The organism is Halobacteriovorax sp. DA5 (genome assembly GCF_002903145.1).
Classification (GTDB): domain Bacteria; phylum Bdellovibrionota; class Bacteriovoracia; order Bacteriovoracales; family Bacteriovoracaceae; genus Halobacteriovorax_A.
In genome coordinates this window covers 88,971-104,155 of the sequence record NZ_PPDJ01000003.1, presented here as the reverse complement: position 1 = coordinate 104,155, position 15,185 = coordinate 88,971, and the positions used below count along the sequence as shown (strand labels likewise).

General features: G+C 36.1%; 15 protein-coding genes and 1 pseudogene. 10 read left to right on the top strand and 6 right to left on the bottom strand.

Going from position 1 to position 15,185, the window contains the following annotated elements:
* Window positions 1-6: 6 nt before the first annotated feature.
* Window positions 7-912 carry a ScpA family protein gene (locus C0Z22_RS07105; RefSeq protein WP_103217668.1) on the bottom strand — a complete coding sequence of 302 codons (906 nt, stop codon included), beginning with the start codon at window positions 910-912 and terminating at the stop codon, window positions 7-9.
* 34 nt (window positions 913-946) lie between these two features.
* Window positions 947-1,606, bottom strand: coding sequence for a site-2 protease family protein (locus tag C0Z22_RS07100; protein ID WP_103217667.1), 660 nt, complete (start codon window positions 1,604-1,606; stop codon window positions 947-949).
* Window positions 1,607-1,744: 138 nt separating this feature from the next.
* Here C0Z22_RS07100 and C0Z22_RS07095 point away from each other — a divergent pair, with 138 nt between their 5' ends.
* The 5 genes from C0Z22_RS07095 to C0Z22_RS07075 all read left to right on the top strand — a co-directional run bounded on the left by C0Z22_RS07095 (window position 1,745) and on the right by C0Z22_RS07075 (window position 4,631).
* Window positions 1,745-2,155, top strand: a complete 411-nt coding sequence (locus tag C0Z22_RS07095) for an NUDIX domain-containing protein (protein ID WP_103217666.1) — start codon at window positions 1,745-1,747, stop codon at window positions 2,153-2,155.
* Entirely contained in the window at window positions 2,143-3,099 is a 957-nt protein-coding gene (locus tag C0Z22_RS07090) for a hypothetical protein (RefSeq protein WP_103217665.1), read from the top strand. Before C0Z22_RS07095 ends, C0Z22_RS07090 begins: the two co-directional genes overlap by 13 nt.
* Complete coding sequence (locus tag C0Z22_RS07085; RefSeq protein ID WP_103217664.1) at window positions 3,096-4,067, top strand: hypothetical protein; 972 nt, start codon at window positions 3,096-3,098, stop codon at window positions 4,065-4,067. Before C0Z22_RS07090 ends, C0Z22_RS07085 begins: the two co-directional genes overlap by 4 nt.
* Window positions 4,068-4,215: 148 nt before the next feature.
* Window positions 4,216-4,428: a hypothetical protein gene (locus C0Z22_RS07080; RefSeq protein WP_103217663.1), complete on the top strand. Its 213-nt coding sequence runs from the start codon at window positions 4,216-4,218 to the stop codon at window positions 4,426-4,428.
* Window positions 4,429-4,436: 8 nt separating this feature from the next.
* Window positions 4,437-4,631, top strand: a complete 195-nt coding sequence (locus tag C0Z22_RS07075; RefSeq protein ID WP_103217662.1) for a hypothetical protein — start codon at window positions 4,437-4,439, stop codon at window positions 4,629-4,631.
* On the opposite strand, the gene C0Z22_RS07070 is transcribed toward C0Z22_RS07075, so the two are convergent.
* Window positions 4,628-5,527: a hypothetical protein gene (locus tag C0Z22_RS07070; RefSeq protein WP_103217661.1), complete on the bottom strand. Its 900-nt coding sequence runs from the start codon at window positions 5,525-5,527 to the stop codon at window positions 4,628-4,630. The two genes, C0Z22_RS07075 and C0Z22_RS07070, sit on opposite strands and share 4 nt — an antisense overlap.
* 155 nt (window positions 5,528-5,682) lie before the next feature.
* On the opposite strand from C0Z22_RS07070, the gene trmB reads away from it, so the two are divergent.
* The 5 genes and pseudogenes from trmB (at window position 5,683) to C0Z22_RS07050 (ending at window position 13,352) form a co-directional block, all read left to right on the top strand.
* Window positions 5,683-6,435 (top strand): tRNA (guanosine(46)-N7)-methyltransferase TrmB, encoded by a 753-nt coding sequence (trmB, locus tag C0Z22_RS07065; protein WP_103217660.1) that lies wholly within the window; start codon window positions 5,683-5,685, stop codon window positions 6,433-6,435.
* Window positions 6,436-6,455: 20 nt separating this feature from the next.
* Window positions 6,456-8,342, top strand: a complete 1,887-nt coding sequence (gene dnaG / locus C0Z22_RS07060) for a DNA primase (protein ID WP_103217659.1) — start codon at window positions 6,456-6,458, stop codon at window positions 8,340-8,342.
* A gap of 19 nt (window positions 8,343-8,361) precedes the next feature.
* Window positions 8,362-8,703 (top strand): annotated as a pseudogene (locus C0Z22_RS16405) (RNA polymerase sigma factor region1.1 domain-containing protein); the annotation flags it as partial.
* Window positions 8,677-10,113 carry an RNA polymerase sigma factor RpoD gene (gene rpoD / locus C0Z22_RS07055; RefSeq protein WP_233189712.1) on the top strand — a complete coding sequence of 479 codons (1,437 nt, stop codon included), beginning with the start codon at window positions 8,677-8,679 and terminating at the stop codon, window positions 10,111-10,113. The pseudogene C0Z22_RS16405 and the gene rpoD, both read left to right, overlap by 27 nt.
* A 104-nt stretch (window positions 10,114-10,217) precedes the next feature.
* The gene (locus C0Z22_RS07050) at window positions 10,218-13,352 is read left to right on the top strand and encodes a DEAD/DEAH box helicase (protein ID WP_103217657.1); all 3,135 of its coding nucleotides are present in this window, start codon (window positions 10,218-10,220) and stop codon (window positions 13,350-13,352) included.
* Here the strand turns inward: C0Z22_RS07050 and C0Z22_RS07045 are convergent.
* Genes C0Z22_RS07045 through C0Z22_RS16325 form a run of 3 tightly spaced genes read right to left on the bottom strand, consistent with a single transcriptional unit; the run spans window position 13,349 to window position 15,134 of the window.
* Window positions 13,349-14,089 (bottom strand): inositol monophosphatase family protein, encoded by a 741-nt coding sequence (locus C0Z22_RS07045; RefSeq protein ID WP_103217656.1) that lies wholly within the window; start codon window positions 14,087-14,089, stop codon window positions 13,349-13,351. The genes C0Z22_RS07050 and C0Z22_RS07045 overlap by 4 nt on opposite strands.
* Before the next feature lie 21 nt (window positions 14,090-14,110).
* Complete coding sequence (locus C0Z22_RS07040; RefSeq protein ID WP_158246847.1) at window positions 14,111-14,995, bottom strand: hypothetical protein; 885 nt, start codon at window positions 14,993-14,995, stop codon at window positions 14,111-14,113.
* Between the two features lie 4 nt (window positions 14,996-14,999).
* Window positions 15,000-15,134: a hypothetical protein gene (locus C0Z22_RS16325; RefSeq protein WP_255407613.1), complete on the bottom strand. Its 135-nt coding sequence runs from the start codon at window positions 15,132-15,134 to the stop codon at window positions 15,000-15,002.
* Window positions 15,135-15,185: the final 51 nt, after the last annotated feature.

Here is a 15,185-nt window from a genome sequence, read left to right as displayed (position 1 = left end):
TAGCGCTTATTGCGCTACTTGTTCCATATTTTCTAATTCTTGTGTTTCAATCTTATCTTTTGACTCATTCTCATCATCAAACCCATCGGCTTGAGTAACATCGAAGTCATCAAGAGTCTTCACAACATCAACGTAAACTTGCCCAAAGCTTTCATTTTGGAAAACCTGTACACGCTTAAGTCTAGCAAGTTCTAATAGTGAGATGAATGTAATTACAACGTTATCAATTGTGTTCTTACCGTCTGCAGACATTTTTGCAGTATCTTCACCAGTCGTCGTTGCCATTCGGCTATTGCTATCATTTTCAAGTAGTTCATCTAGATTTGTTTTTTGTCCCACTTGTAGATATGTCTTTAAGAATTCTAATTTTTCTTTAATCGATAAACGGTCACGCTTAATAACTGTATACTTACGATTTTGACGGAAAATGAAATCAATCATCGTATCAGTTAGCTTCTCAAGCTCCATTGGAGTAAGAATTGAGTTAACAATCTCCTTACGATTTACCTTTGGCTTTACGAAAATATCTTTTCCCGTTTGAGGAAGATCAAGAAGCTTTTGACCCATCTTTTGGTAAAGGGCAAGCTCTTCAAGACGACGAACAAGCTCCGCATGAGAAGTGATATTTAACGAGCTCTCCGAACCAAGCTGACTTTGAAGTTTAGCCTGCTCCTCTTCAGTAACTGCATTCTTTGATTTAAGAAGGACTAACGTCGCAGCTAAGAATAAGTAATCTCCTGCAATATCAAAGTTAAGCTCTTTCATATTTGCTAGATAATCTAAGTACTGCTTAGTAATTCTAGTAAGGTCTAGCTCTTTAATCGACATTTGCTCTTTTTGAATAAGAAGCAAAAGCAGTGAAAGTGGACCATCAAATGTATCCGTTTTAACCTTAATCGTTGTGTCTAACATGTGTTAATTCCCTCAAATCCCTCAATTAACTTAATTAAGAGAGAATACCTGCAAAAGTATTCATTAATACCATCCCTAGCTGCATAACCGGTCTGATCATGTAACCAAAGATAGGTGTAAACCAAAGAATTAGAATAAAAATAAAACTAAATCTTTGAAGTTCTTCATATTTTCGTGCTGAGTTGTAATCTAAGTAAGCTGCAACCATTTTCGATCCATCAAGTGGAGGAAATGGAATTAAGTTAAAGACCGCCAGTAAGATATTAATAAATACCGAGTACTGAAGCATATCCATAAATTGCGTCTTTAATGAGAATGTCGCTGGAACATAAGCGTAAACCATTCCAAAGAATAGCGCAGATAAAACCATAAGTATTAAGTTCGCTCCAGGGCCTGCAAAGCTTACCCAGAAGATCCCTGATTTCATATTTTTAAATCGACGAACATCCACAGGTACTGGCTTGGCCCAACCGAATGGAACTCCACCAAGCATAATTCCTACCATTGGGAAAATTACTGTACCAACTAAGTCCACATGTGGAATAGGATTTAAGGTTAAGCGCCCAATTCTTTCGGCTGTATCATCACCATATCTCTTGGCCATCCAACCATGTCCAAACTCGTGAAAAGAGATCGCTAATAGAAAGCCCGGCAGGGCCAAAGTCAATGTATTGATAATTCGCATTAAATCCATCGCAATAATCTACCAAAAACCACGGGAATCGACAAAAATTTGCGCCGCAAAATGAACGGAATGTAAGACAAATTAAAGAAATTAACCTCCAAATTTGCCCAAGGCATTGAAATTAAATTTTTTTGCTATAATAAACCTATGAATACGCGTCATAAAAAGGTTCAGGTTGTCACTGTGCACAATGATTTAAAGGCCATTCTTCTTCTTGAGATGAAGGAAGATCGTGGCTTTGGTTGGCAAAATGTAACAGGATCTGTTGAGCCTGAAGAAGATATTTTTACAGCTGCCAAACGAGAGCTACTTGAAGAGACTTCAATTAATGCTGCAGAAATAATTCAACTAGATCAAAAATTTGAATTTCATGATCGCTGGAACAAGGATGTGACGGAGTATTGCTTTCTTGCAAAAACCAATCAGAAAGAAGTCATCATTTCCCCACAAGAACATCAAGGCTACAAATGGGTTTCATTTGATCAAATAACAAAGAAGGATTTTAAGTACGAAAGTAACTTCATTGCATTTCAAAAGGCCCTTGAATGTCTCGACTAATTAAATTCATCATCACTTGTCTGCTTATTCAACAAACATGTGTGGCCCAAAGCTCTTCTGACAAGCTGTTTGAAGACTTACGAAGAATTAATCTAAAAGAGGAAGCTGTTAAAACAAAGGCGAAACCACGCTTTAAATACATAAAGAATAATTTAAAGGCGAAGACTTTTCGAAGTGTTATTTTGGCAAATTCATTAATTGAGTCACTTGATGGAAAAAGTTACTATCGCATAAAAGAGAATACAATCATTAGAACTAAAGAAGTATCACCGGGTTCACGCTATTTCTTTATCCTTCCAAGTGATGGAAATGAAGATAATGTGAAGTACGTTACCTTAAGTACGAACCTAGATCATTTAGAAACAATTTTAACTTTCAACAATGAGAAATTTACTCCTTTTAAACAAGATAAATTCAAAGCAATCGAATACGATAAGAAGCAAATACATACTTATACACAGATAAGAGCAGGATTAGGGAGCTCAACACCGAACTTCTTTCTTGATAATATTTCACTATCAAGCACCACTCTTGCTTTAGAAGCTGGAGTTGAAACGTTTACAAATATCCCTGTCTTTCTTATTGCTGAATACCTAGCACAAAATAGTGGCCAAGAAGTCCAACTCACATCTTTTTCAATAGGACTACGAACAGAATATCGTTATCACATAAATGAAAAGTCGTTTATTGGCGCCGGCCTTAGTGCCCAACGATCACTCTACACTTCAGCAACAATTGATAATTCTAAAGTAGATTACACAATCGATTCATTTGGTATCAATGTAAATTACAATTATGCAAAATACTTTGTAAGCTTAGACCTTAAAATGCAAAATTATGCATTTGATTCAAGTGTCGTACTACCAGCTGCAAACCTTACTAATGATAATTCTGCGACAGCTATTAGCTTTAATATTGGCAAGGAATTTGAGGTTTCAATATGATCAAAAAGCTAGTCTTCATTATACTTTTGACAACTTCTGTCTTTGCAACAAATGGAATCATTCGCGTCCATGAAGCCCCTGTTGTCAGCAAGCCAAATGAAGATGGCCACATCCTAATGAAATTGAGAAAAGGTACCAAAGTTTACTTGCATCCAAACTACTTGAACGAAGAGGACTACTACGTAACTCTTACGAGAGATGGAAGAAAAGCCTATATTAGAAAGGACTTTATTAAGCTGATTTTAAATAATGAATCAGAAGATCTCGGCAACACTATTTATGTTAAAAATGATCCAACTGATTATGTTATTGCAGAACCTCTTCCTGATGAATATCCATTAAAGGGGCGCCCTCTTCATCGCGCCCAATTTGATCTCATCTTTAAAAAAGGTGTCTCTTCTCGTTATGCCTACAACTCTGAAGTTCAGCAAGAAAGTACAGGTTTTGAAGGAAGCTTAAATGTGAAGTATCTAAGCCCAGCAACATTTGATGATGGGAACCGCCTCTACTACGGCTTTTTCGGAGGTGTTACGACAGGGCAAGCGGAGTATCGACTTAATGGCGATATCTTCACAACAGAGAGTAATATTCACTACTCGTTTGGGCCAGTTGTTTCATATACGTTTCACAAGAGACAGTATTTTGAAATCGAATCAATGCTACAAGTTGGACTCAATTACCAAAGACGATTTGTTAATCAAGATGATGAAACAAATGGAATTACAGAAGAGAAACTATTTAGTGGCTTATTTTTTAATGCAAGACTTTCAATAAATTTATCCCATAAAAGAATCTTCGATTCTTCCACATTTTATCTTTATCATGGCCCTGTTATCGACATTCGACTTCCATCAACACTTGAGTCAGATGGTCAATTTACAAATTCTCAATTATGGCCAGATAATAAAATCTCGACAGACCTTGAAGGAACATTTGGTTACAATGTCGGATTCACCTATCGTTACTAGCCTTTTGGCATTTCTCTAGAGACCATCGGCAAAAAATTCCGTTCATAAATAGTACTCACTTTTTTTTAAAAGAAAAAATTAAAGCGACGATAAAGTTAGTGTCATTGTTTTAGCAAGGATTGCAAAAACTATTTCAGGAGGATGATTTATGACAATTCAACACAAAGGTACAGAAGTTCTTTTTCAAAAACTAGGTAACAACTGGTTTATCTTTGCAGAAATCAACAACGAAGTAATTTATTCGACAATGCCTGATGGTATGGATCCGTATTCAACAAAACTAGAGTTATATGAAGTAATTGAGGAACACATGAAAAGAGTTTCTACAATGAAAAAAGGTGCAGCTGAAGCAGTTGCTTAGGAATTCTCATGGGTGTTAAAAAATATACTCACTTATTTAAGGGTGCTGACTCACGTGAAAACTCAGCACCTACTGCCCCTCAAGGCAATAAGAAGATGAAGCAAGAAGTTGAACAACTTCAAAAGCTCATTCAAAAGCGTTTAGAAAATCCACAAGAAGCAAAGAAAGCAGCTCGTCTTATTGAGCAAATGTTAAAAGGTTAATTTCGATTGAAGTTGGCAACAGCTTCAATTAAACCCTTTAGCTCACATTGCTTTAAAACCTGGACGACTTCTGTATTCACATTATAGATCTTACAACTCTCTCTTTCGTCCAAGACAAGGTTTTGTCCGACAAAACTTCTAGTAAAGTTATTATAGGATTGGCTTTCCATTTTTTTCATTCCTAAAATCAAAGCTCGATAGAGTCTCTTATTAGTTTTTCTCACATAGAGATAAACTGGATAACTATAGTAGATAAAGTTTTTTGTATCGATGAGAAGGTTCTCTTTTTGGTTGAGCACTTCAATAAATGCTTCAGAAACTCCCCTAAGAGTATAGTCTGCTCGACTATCAGTTAGTGCACCGTAGATGTCATCAAATGTCTCAACTGCAATTAGTTTAAACTTAGATTTTTCTAATATTTTATAATCGCGCCAATTCTTATTAAATGATACACGCTTTTTCTTATACTCTTCAGGGGATTTTATCGCTTCAAATTTCATGCGATCTTTATACTCATAAACCGGCAAGCGAAGTCCCATCAAACCAGATAAGATCGGGGCCTCTATTTTTTTAAAATCTGCTAAATCCCAATTTTCAGAAGGAGAATAAATAATATCACCTTTCTTATAAGCTCCCGACTCCACACATTCTTTCTCATTTCCGCACTCAAGGCTCTTAACTTTAAAATCACCGAAGTCACTTCGAGAAAGTGTTAATATCTCCTCTAGAAAATAGCGAAAATACTGATGTCGAAAATGTCCTTGAATAATACTAACTTCATGCTCCTTGTATGTGGGAGTAGGATCAATAGAAGCTGGCCCTCTGCTCATTGCATCGAAGGCATGGGCCACTTGAGAGAGATGAAAAATTAGAAATAGTTGCAAAATAAACTTCATACTACAGTTTCCATAGCTTTTGAGTTAATTAATACTTAATTATCCCTAATATTTATTTATGAATACCTCTTCAAAACCTTGTAGAAAGGTTTTAAAGCCTTGCCTGAGCGCCTTCAATTTGATAACTAGGTGCAATAATCATTTAGGAGTATAAGTTGCCAGTAAAATCAGACGCTCAAGAAGCGACAAACGATCCATTTGCGTACAAACAAGACCAAGACAAGTCATTTGCTAAGGACTTTCAGTACAAGCACCGCAACCCTTACCATGATAAGTTAGAGGAATTTAGTGAATTTGTTCTAAGAGATGAAGAAGCTGAAGTTCACCGTGGTAATTGGAACAAAGAAGTGTTCACGCAAGATGGCGAGTTATGCCTTGAGATCGGAACTGGATACGGCCACTTTATGCTTCAATACTGTGATGCTTATAGAGACCAAAACTTTGTTGGTTTAGATTATCGTTTTAAGAGAAGCTACGCCTTAGCTAAGAAGTTAAAGTCACTTCCATATCGTAATTTTAAATACTTAAGAGCTAAGGGTGAAAGAATCGAACACCTTTTTGCAGAGAATGAATTAGATAAAGTATTCTACTTCTTCCCTGATCCATGGCCAAAGGCGCGTCATCACAAGAAGAGACTATTTCAACTTCCTTTTCTTGAAAGAGCATACAAAGTTATTAAGCCAGGCGGATATTTCTTTGTGAAGACTGATCACGATGGTTATGCGGAGTGGATGAAGGAAGTTATCGAGAAACAGGACCTATTTGAGCTTGAACTCGAGACAAAAGATCTATGGAACGATGCTCCAGATCACCTACTTTGCCAATTTAAAACAAAGTTTGAGAAAATATTTATCGAGCAAGGTGTAAATATTAAGGCTTTTGTTCTAAAATCCAAAAAAGCAAATTAATAAGCTAGGTTAGCACACACATGTCATTACAAAGACTGCGCGAAAAGATCGTCAATGAGATCCCGATTTCTGATTTAATCGAGCGCTATGGTGTGCACTTAGTTCGCAAGGGCAACAACCTTTATGGGGTCTGTCCATTTCACGACGACACAAATCCTTCGATGTCTGTTGTTAACGACAAGAAGATCTATAAATGCTTCTCATGTGGAGCAGGTCACAGTCACTTCGACTTCGTTATGAATCTTCAAAACCTCGAATTCATCGAGGCCATGAAAGATATCTGCGATAAGTTTGGTATCGATTTCGACTCTTATACAAATACTAAAGAAAAGTCGAAAGAGTTCATTTATGCTGAAAAAATTCTTAAAGTTGCATCAACTATCTACTTTCAGTCAGGGCGAAACCTCAAGCCTGAGCAATATTTAGACTTTTTAAAGAATCGTCATTTAAGCAATGAAATTGCAGATCTCTATCAACTAGGATTTGCTCCTAAAAAAAATAGCATCTACGACTATATATGTTCTCTTCCGGCCAAAGACCGTGGAGAGATTCTACAGACGGCCCTGAAAATTGGTATCGTTAAATATAATGCCGACAACAAGTCCCATTATGATACTTTTCGTGAACGCATAATGTTTCCGATTTGGGACCATTACGGTAAAGTTATCGGCTTCACTAGCCGACGAATTCATGAATATCAACACGCTAAGTACATGAATTCTATAGAGTCGTTCATCTTTAACAAGAGAAACCTACTCTATGGCCTCCATCTTGCAAAATCATTCATTAGAAAGCGCGATAGCGTGATTATAGTTGAAGGAAATATGGACCAAATTGCAAACTACAAGAAGGGTTTTGAAAATAGTGTCGCAATCATGGGGACGGCCCTTGGCGATAACTCTCTTCGTACGCTTAAGTCCATGACAAAGAATATTTATCTTTCGCTTGATAATGATGAAGCTGGTTTTAAGGCTTCACAGAGGGCCAATCGCCAATTTCTTGAAACAGGTATTATCCCTAAGTTTGTCGATCTAAATCCCCATAAAGATCCGGACGACTTCCTTGAAAAGGAAGGTATCATTGCCTATCAAGACAGAATTGATAACGCTGTTCCATTTATTGACTATGAATTTTCAAAATTACTACCAGATCGTAAGATTGAAATTCTCGATGAAAAACTAGCTCTTCTAAAACAGGCATTTGATCTTGTATCTCCACTAGGTAAAGACCTGAACGCTATCGAAAGACTTGTTAGCTGGGCCAAAAAACTTAATCTTGAATCAAGTAAAGACAGTATTATCGAGAATTATGAAGATTTCTTAAAAAATGAGAAATCTCCAGCCTTTAAGCCGGCCATTGAAGAGAATCCACCAATGGAAATGGTTCCAGCTGAGTTTGACGAAGACTATATGGCAAGTTTCATCGAAAGTGATGCAAGTGTGATGCCAATAATGGATGAAGTTGAAGCTCCAATCTCAAAAACGGAGAAGACTTTACTGCTTGCTATCGTTGAACATCCGGATTGTCTTGAGTATGATGAAATGACCGATCTGCTTGATTTTATGCACTCAGATAGGGTAAAAGAATATATTTTAAATCTGAAAAATTTAATCTTTGAAATAGATGAGAGGGAATTTAAAAACTTTGCGCTTTCGAGTTCTTCCAAATTCGGCCTACATGAAATAATCGATGAGGGCATAAAGAAATACAAAGGAATCAAACTAGAAAAAGAGGGAGCGTTTAAAATTATTAAAGACCTTAAAACAAAACTTGAAAGAGTTAGTCTAGAAGAAGAAATTGGTCGCTTAGATTCTGAGAGAAGTAATATTACAACTCAAGAAGAAGAAACTAAGTTGAATGAAAAGATTTTTAAAATCCGAAGAAAGCTTCACGCTTTAAAAAAGTAAAAGACTGGAGAAACCAAACATGTCAAGTGCTGCACAATTTTTAAAATCAAAGGGTTTCGAAAAACTTATCGCTCGCGGTAAGGATCAAGACTCTCTAACTCCAGAAGAAATTAACGATGCTATTCCAGCAAGTTTAATTGCTCCTGAAGAACTTGACCTCATTATGCTAGCTATCAGCGAATCAGAGATTGAAGTAACTGATCATGAAGTTGAAGAGGAAGATGAAGGAATCAAGCTTGACGGTACAGAAATTATTGAAGAGACGCTTTCAAAAGAAGAGAGAGCTGAACTTAGAAGTGCCTCAACTGATCCTGTAAAATTATATTTAAAGAGAATGGGTTCTGTTGCCCTTCTTACAAGAGAAGGCGAAGTTGTAATTGCAAAAGAAATCGAAGAAGGTGAAAGAGAAATTATTCTTTCTTCACTTAAATCGTCTCACGCGATTGCAGAAATCATTAACCTAAAAGATCGTATCAATGAACTAGAAAACCCAACTGAGTTCGTAAGAGAGCTTGTACGTGGTCTTGATGATGAATCAACACAAAAAGACATTGATAAGGTTAAGAAAACAATCATCAATGTATGTGATGAGCTTAAAGAAATCTATGACTCTTCACTAAACGAAGATGATGGAACTCTTGATAAATTTTCAAAAACTGAAAAAACAAAAATGGACTCTATTGCAACAGAGCTTGCGGATCTTACTTTCAACAGAAAGATCATCAATAGCTTCGTTGAGCCAGTTAAGAAGTACTACCTACAATTTAAAGATCTTTACGAGCAACAAGATCGTATCTTTAAATTCCTAGAAGTAGAAACAATTGAAGCTTACCGTGATCTTCATGAAAAGATTATGGAAGACGATGCATTCAAACGTGCATTCGCTAAAGAGCTTTACACAACTGATGCAAAGGTAGAGCAACTAGTTCGTAACCAAGAAGATATTCTAAGAAAACTAAGAAGACTATCACAAGAAGCTGGAATGAGCTTTGATGATATCGAAACAGTTTACAAGATTATCACTAATGGTGAAGAAAGAGCTGACCGCGCGAAGGCTCAACTAGTTGAAGCAAACTTAAGACTTGTTGTTTCTATTGCTAAGAAATATACAAACCGTGGTTTACAATTCCTTGATCTAATTCAGGAAGGTAACATCGGTCTTATGAAAGCTGTTGATAAATTTGAGTACCGTCGTGGTTATAAGTTCTCAACTTATGCAACTTGGTGGATTCGTCAGGCCATTACTCGTGCCATTGCTGACCAAGCAAGAACAATCCGTATCCCAGTTCACATGATTGAAACAATCAACAAGATGGTTAGAACTCAAAGACAACTTATCCAAGAACTTGGGCGTGAGCCAACTCCAGAAGAAATTGCTGAGAAGATGGAAATGCCTGTTGATAAGGTTAAGAAAGTTCAAAAGATCTCTAAAGAGCCAATCTCTCTTGAAACACCAATTGGTGAGGAAGAAGATTCTTCTCTAGGAGACTTCATTGAAGATAAGAAAATTATTTCACCTGCAGATGCTGTAATGAGCATTACATTATCTGAGCAAACTCGTTCAGTACTTTCAACTCTTACTCCAAGAGAAGAAAAAGTTCTAAGAATGAGATTTGGTATTGGTGAGAAATCTGACCACACTCTAGAAGAGGTTGGACAAGACTTCTTCGTAACTCGTGAACGTATTAGACAGATCGAAGCAAAAGCACTTCGCAAGCTAAGACATCCTTCTCGAGCAAAACTTCTTAAGTCATATATCGAAAATAACTAAGTAATTCAGGCCCCTATTAAGGGGCCTTATTACTTGAGCTAACTAAAACTATTACATTCCTTAATTTTGCGTTATAATAAGGCTTTTAGACATAAAAGTAATATATGACACAAGAACCTGGACTCGACCTAGCAAAAAAATATTTTTCAACTCTGGCAATTTCAAAGGCCAGAAAAGTTCTCAGCCTTGGGAAGGTCTCTCTTTCATTTAAGAAAGGAAGTCTTGATGGTTACCTAATTACAACAGGTATTATCAAAGAAGACCGTCCTTATGAGTCTAAAGTTGTTTACAAGAAAAGACTTGAGGGAACTGACGAGTCTCCACTCTCAACTTCATGTGACTGTTTAGAGTGGACAAAAGAAAAGCACTGTCACCATACAGCTGCGCTCTTTATGTACTATATTGCGACAACAAACGATCAGTCAGATACAAGTACACACCTTCCACCAATTGGAGGATATGGTGTTTACCCTCTTGAGTATGGAACAATTCTTAGTGGACCACACGAGCTAGAAAATGCACCTCATGGCCCGACATACTCTACACTAAACTATTCTTTAACATCTAAGAAAACTATTGAATTCCCTATCCCTGAAAATCTTTCTGGGAAACTTGTTTTCAATATTGCTCCAAATAAAGAGCAACGTGTTGATTTTCAGGATGACTTAAAATCGAGTATTCGTTTTGCCTTACTCGATGATGAGGGAAAAACTCATCGAAATATTAGTATTTTTGAAAGTATATATTTATTTAATTGGGATACTGGTCATTTATATTCGCTACCAAGTGAACTAAAAGAGTTCTTTTCGACTCTAAGATCAAACTTAACATCATATAAAATCGATGATGCCTTAAATCTGGCTTATTCAGAAAGGCTAGAAAAATATATCGCATTTGAAGTTGAAGGAAACCAATTCGATATTTCAAGTATTGAGTCTCCTGACTTAAGAATTTATATAAACAACTCTCAAAGAAAGGGTTACAACAACTTCTCAATTGAATTTTTCAATAAGGAAGATAAGAGGACTAGGCCTCCACAATTTATGGCCTCTCTCACTTTTGAAGGTGGCTATCTTGATCTTTTTAGAAAGAAGATTGAAGCCTATCACTTCCTAAGAGAAGTTCAACACTACTTTGAAACAGGTGTTGATAGTTATAAAAAGTCACTATCAGGAAAATCGAAAAAGTCTTCGTGGATTCGCCTTATTTCAGAAGTTGTTAGTAAAGACTATACGCTGAGCTTTGATCACGAAAATCATAAGCTTTATAAATATGATAATAAGCTTCAACGCCTTTTATTTAAAGTCATGGTAACAGAATTTGGAGATCACTTTTTCCGCTACTCTTACCTTTACAGAGATACTAATGAAGTTATCTTTCAGGTATCAATGTCGCAAATCACTCAAGGTCTTTCTAAGTTATTTACGGTAACAAAACCTTACGGTGTTGAAATTTTCTATAATAATAATGAAATCAAAAACTGGAACTCGCGAATACGCTTTGAAAGAAAGCAAATTGGGCGCTCAGGTTGGTTTGATTTAGAACTAGAAATAAATGACGTCGACCAAGAAGTCCTCAAGAACGTCGATTTGGACAATAGTATTGCCATTACTAAAGATGGTGTCATCTTACTAAACAATGAGCAAAAAGATCTTTTAAAATTTGTACAAAAATATACAAAATTTGAAGCAAAAGAAGAGATACAAGATGGAAAATTTAAAAAATTTATCTTACCTTTTTCTCGTGCCAGAATTTTTGAATTATTTGAACTTAAGAAAATTGGTCTAGAAGGAGCGCTTACAGAAGAAGAAATTGCGCTTTGTGAAAGACTTCAAAATCTAGAAGGTATTCCAGACTACCCTATCTCTGAACATCTAGGTTCAACTCTTAGGGCATACCAAAAGACTGGTTACAATTGGCTTAAGTTCCTTCATGAAAATAAGCTTGGGGCCTGTCTTGCAGATGACATGGGTCTTGGTAAGACAATTCAAACAATCGCCTTTATTGAGAGTATCTACGATAAGATCGATAAAGTTTTAATTGTTTGTCCAGTTTCCCTACTACTTAACTGGGAAAATGAATTTAAAAAATTCTCGGATATCGATGTTCATATCTTCCACGGTGCAGACAGAGAATTACCTGAAGATAGCAAAGCGAAAGTAATCCTAACTTCATATGGAATCTTAAAAAGAGAACTTGAAGCTGAATTTGAAGAATCACATTATGATGTACTCGTTCTGGATGAAGTTCAGCACCTTAAAAATATGCGCTCACTTGGAGCGTCATCTGCAAGAAAAATCAATGCAGACTTTAGAATCTGCCTAACGGGTACACCTGTTGAAAACGATCTTGCTGAATTCTTTAATATTATTGATCTTAGTATACCTGGTATCTGGGGAGATCTAAGATTCTTAAGATCTAGCTCTACTCCTAAATCAAGAGTATACGCGAGAAAAACTGCCGCCCCATTTATCCTTAGGCGTACGAAGAATCAAGTTCTCACAGACCTTCCTCCTAAAATAGAGAATAATGTTCTCCTTAGTTTTGATGAAGGCGAAGACGAGTTTTACAAAAACAAATTACAATCAATTAAAGATAATATTAATAATGCTCCTAAGAACAAGAAGTATGGAGAAATTCTCAAAGGGCTTCTTGAATTACGTCAAAGTTGTCTGTGGCAAAATCATAGCAATAAAACGACAAAGGATATTAGAAGTCTTACTTCAACAAAAGTTGACTACCTAATTGAAAGTTTAGAACAAATCGTTGAAGAAGGTCACCAAGTTATCGTCTTCTCACAATTTACGACTTATCTTGATATCATTGGTTCTGCTTTTGATAGCCAATGTTGGAAGTATTCTCGAATTGATGGTTCTCTGAATGTTAAGAAGAGACAAGCAGCAGTAGATGAATTCCAAAGTGGGAAAACAAAGCTTTTCCTTATTTCTCTAAAGGCCGGGGGTGTTGGTCTTAACTTAACAGCAGCAAGCTATGTCTTCATTATGGATCCTTGGTGGAACCCAGCTGTTGAATCTCAAGCGATCGACAGAGCTTATCGTATTGGTCAGAAAAATACTCTAAACGTATTTAGACCTATTATTAAAGGTTCAGTTGAAGAGAAAGTCTTAAAATTACAAGATATCAAACGTGAGCTATTCAAAGAACTTCTTCCTGAAGATGATGAAGAACTATTCAGCGGAAAACTCACAATGAAAGATTTTGAAGAGTTATTTAACTAAGAATTTTTTAAACGATTCACTTCTTTATGAACAGCTTCTTTTAACTCATCTCGACAGAAGATGAATGGTCCTTTTAACTTCTTTGTTGAAAGATCATCAATCTCATCTGAGTAGATTCCTCTAGAGTGACAAATAATTACTCCAGCAGCAATATCCCAAATATTCTTATCTCGAAATGAGATTACACATTCTGCTGCACCTGCTGCGAGAAGACCTAATTTAAATGCAATTGAACCTAGTGGAGTTATCCTGAAGTTATGCTTAAAATCTAATTTATTAGCACCCTTCTCCCACTCTGAACGGGAGATCATAATATTTACCGCCTCAGCATGAGCATGGCGACTTCCAAGTGGATATTTCACATCACTTGTAATCTCAAATCCAGTAAAAGGATTATAAATCCAACCAAAGTTTCGATCATCGTGAATATCAGCAGAATATAAAATAGCTAAAGATACAGCACATTCACCGTACCCCTTGGCAAATTCTCGAGTACCATCAATTGGGTCTAGAACAATGACAGGAAACTCAAAGCTCTCTTGGTCCTCTTCTGAAAAGAAATTAAAATCAAAATTTGATTCATGAAAAACCTTTTTCACTTGATCAGACACAAAAATATCAAATTCAGTTACAATACTCTTATCGGCCTTTCTTTCAATAGACATATCACCCCACACCATTGTGTCGAGTTTAGTATGAATACTGCTCTTTATTTCTTCTAATTCATTTCGATACATTATTGGTCCTAGTGGATATGACTATCTTATGTGAAAGACGAACTCGTGCTTAAAGGTCTTTTCTTGCTCTAAATCGATTAGTCCCTCTTTCGTATAAAAGTCATTATTTGAATCTAGTGCATCAGTAACTCCAAAGGCTGGCGCAATCCTAACAAAGTTCGCACCTGGATATGTCCAAATTGATAAATATGGAATATTCCCTAGATCTATATTAACCGACTTCTCATTTAAAATATTCTTAAGAGCGATACTCTTTGACTTAATATCCTTAAATACCATTTCTCCACCTCTAAAATTTTCTTGAGTGAAGAAAACACGACAATCTTGAACAACTTTTTTATTATCCGCATCATGAAAGTTAACTAAATCATTTTCAAGAAAATACGCTCCACGCTCTTCTTGAGTTGAAAACTCAATAAAGCAATCATCATGCCCTTCTGGTCCTAAAGGAACATTGAAAGTTGGAGCAAAGCCTAAAGAGAAGAACATTTCTTTTTTATCAAGGTTTTTAATAACAAAAGAAACTGTAAGTTTTGGCCCATAAACCATATAAGTAACTTCAATACTGTAGCGAAATGGAAATATAAGCTCTGTATCGGGGCTATTCGTATGAACGAAGGTAATTCGATCTTTACGATGATTTTTGACTTCGAATTGAAGGTCTTTAAGAAAGCCATCCTTTTGCATGTGATAGTATTTTCGACCTAACCAATACTGGTCATCCTTAAGTTTTCCTACAATTGGAAAAATTATTTGTGGCTTCCAAGGGTTTAGAGTTGGATGACCTTGCCATAGATATTCAACATATGATTCAAGATCAAATATTGATAATAGCCCAGCTCCCTGCTTCGTAACTGAAACTCTAATAAACTCACTTTCTAAATGGTAAATCTGATCCTGATTCATCAAATCATCCTCTAATAAATATGATAACAGTTTTTGGCCCATCGTGAAACTCATAAGCACCTGAATTTAGGCAATATATTTCATTGTGGAATAGATCACTCATTTCATTTGTGAAAAAAGTCCAAATATATTCGGCCATAGGTTAAAAATCCTTCAAGTTAGAAGCAAACATGATGCTTTCTAGCTCCCC

Excerpts from the sequence above, each read along its gene's own strand:
- C0Z22_RS07105 (WP_103217668.1), bottom strand. The coding sequence starts at position 912 with ATGTTAGACACAACGATTAAGGTTAAAACGGATACATTTGATGGTCCA.
- C0Z22_RS07100 (WP_103217667.1), bottom strand. The coding sequence starts at position 1,606 with ATGGATTTAATGCGAATTATCAATACATTGACTTTGGCCCTGCCGGGC.
- C0Z22_RS07095 (WP_103217666.1), top strand. The coding sequence starts at position 1,745 with ATGAATACGCGTCATAAAAAGGTTCAGGTTGTCACTGTGCACAATGAT.
- C0Z22_RS07090 (WP_103217665.1), top strand. The coding sequence starts at position 2,143 with ATGTCTCGACTAATTAAATTCATCATCACTTGTCTGCTTATTCAACAA.
- C0Z22_RS07085 (WP_103217664.1), top strand. The coding sequence starts at position 3,096 with ATGATCAAAAAGCTAGTCTTCATTATACTTTTGACAACTTCTGTCTTT.
- C0Z22_RS07080 (WP_103217663.1), top strand. The coding sequence starts at position 4,216 with ATGACAATTCAACACAAAGGTACAGAAGTTCTTTTTCAAAAACTAGGT.
- C0Z22_RS07075 (WP_103217662.1), top strand. The coding sequence starts at position 4,437 with ATGGGTGTTAAAAAATATACTCACTTATTTAAGGGTGCTGACTCACGT.
- C0Z22_RS07070 (WP_103217661.1), bottom strand. The coding sequence starts at position 5,527 with ATGAAGTTTATTTTGCAACTATTTCTAATTTTTCATCTCTCTCAAGTG.
- dnaG (WP_103217659.1), top strand. The coding sequence starts at position 6,456 with ATGTCATTACAAAGACTGCGCGAAAAGATCGTCAATGAGATCCCGATT.
- rpoD (WP_233189712.1), top strand. The coding sequence starts at position 8,677 with ATGGGTTCTGTTGCCCTTCTTACAAGAGAAGGCGAAGTTGTAATTGCA.
- C0Z22_RS07050 (WP_103217657.1), top strand. The coding sequence starts at position 10,218 with ATGACACAAGAACCTGGACTCGACCTAGCAAAAAAATATTTTTCAACT.
- C0Z22_RS07045 (WP_103217656.1), bottom strand. The coding sequence starts at position 14,089 with ATGTATCGAAATGAATTAGAAGAAATAAAGAGCAGTATTCATACTAAA.
- C0Z22_RS07040 (WP_158246847.1), bottom strand. The coding sequence starts at position 14,995 with ATGAATCAGGATCAGATTTACCATTTAGAAAGTGAGTTTATTAGAGTT.
- C0Z22_RS16325 (WP_255407613.1), bottom strand. The coding sequence starts at position 15,134 with ATGGCCGAATATATTTGGACTTTTTTCACAAATGAAATGAGTGATCTA.